Annotated in this window: 1 protein-coding gene; it reads left to right on the forward strand. The window is 66.8% G+C overall.

Annotation, left to right across the window (positions count from 1 at the left end; all coding sequences use genetic code 11):
• The first annotated feature begins 397 nt into the window (after window positions 1-397).
• Entirely contained in the window at window positions 398-1,057 is a 660-nt protein-coding gene (locus tag ACZ470_RS34175) for a nuclear transport factor 2 family protein (protein WP_468433637.1), read from the forward strand.
• Window positions 1,058-1,547 lie beyond the last annotated feature (490 nt).

Genomic DNA, 1,547 nt, shown 5'->3' on the forward strand with positions numbered 1-1,547 from the left:
ATCCGCGTGGCGGCGTACCCGCCCGACCAGAACCGCTCCCGGGCAGTGTCCAGTACCTGCCGCTCGTCGAACTTCCTGGGTCGTGCCATGCCGCCAGTCTAACCGTTCTTGACTGATTCGTCCATAACGGCTAGCGTTCTGGACGAACGGGTCAAGATTGAGCTGGGGCGCCCGTCTCGTTGTCGCACGCCGGCATCACGGGTGAAGGCCCGCCGGCCACTCCTGGATCACCGAAGCTGAGTTGGCCGAGGTCGAACGACTTTGCCGGCTCACGAGCTGCCGCGGTGCCCGTCACCCTTGGCCGTTCAATCAATGGTTTGAATTTTTGGAGCGCCGTGACTGGCGCGAACCCGTCTCGGCGGCCCGGGCCCCGAGAACGACGCAGAAGGAATACGACATGAAGTCGCTCGGATGGAAGACGATCACTGCCACGGCCGCAGTCACGAGCCTGGCCGGTCTCGCCATCGCCGCCACCCCGACGCAGGCCGCAAGCTCCGTCGCCAGCAGTGTGCACGTCCGCACCGTCGACGGCTCGCAGGCCAGCGCGGCCCTGAGCCCCGGCGAACTGGCCGCGCTGCCGCTCACCGACCGCCACCTGACCCGGCACGAGATAAACAATCTCGCGGTCGTGCTGAACGCCTACCACACCGCGGAGGGCAAGAGCCTGGACGTCCCCGCCTTCGTCAACAGCTTCACCGAGGACGGCGTTTTCAACGACATGAACGCCGAGAAGAGTTTCCAGGGCGAGACGCTCGGTGACGTCCTGCCCTACATGGCTGGCATCTTCCCCGATGTTCACCGTGACCTCAAGAGCATCACCGTCAACGGCGACGTGGTCAGCGTCGAGCTGGCGATTCAGGGCACGTTCGAGGGGCCGCTGGAGACCCCGGCTGGAACCATGAAGCCGACCGGCGCGAAGGTCGACGTGCCGACCGCCGACTTCTGGTACCTGGACGACGGCAAGATCGAGAAGTTCGACTGCTACTACAGCTACACGACGCAGTACGCCGACCTGGGCGTGAACATCGACTGGGCCTCGGCGGTCAACAAGCACTGAGCCGTACTTCTGCGGGTTTCGGCGGCCGATGAAGAGTAGGCTGCCGAAACCCTGGAGTGTGGGCTTCCCTCGCAGCGTCCAGCGTTTGCGTCCCTGGCCCGTCGGGTCGAGGCTCATGACGGCATGTAGCCCCATGTGAGGGCTTCAGCCTCGTCCGGGACGTGCCTGCGGGCCTGAGGCCCCACCCGCCGTAGCCGTGGCCTGAGGGCGGGTGCGCCCTCGACGACCGTGCCGGAGCTCGGATTGCACCGATGGGACTCAGTCATGGCACTGGGCCGTGGAAGTACCGCACGCTCGGCCACGAGGGCGTGTCTCAGGCCCAGTTGTTCCAGGCCGGGCACCTGGGGCCGACGAACACGTTCGACTGGAACCGCGGAATACCGCCGTGGGGGGGGGGGGGGGGGGGGGGGGGGGGGGGGGGGGGGGGGGGGGGGGGGAAGAAAGGAAGACCCACGAACCGCGGAAAGAAAAGGGAGGGAGGGGGGGCATG

It is taken from the genome of Streptomyces sp. NPDC031111, assembly GCF_055570675.1.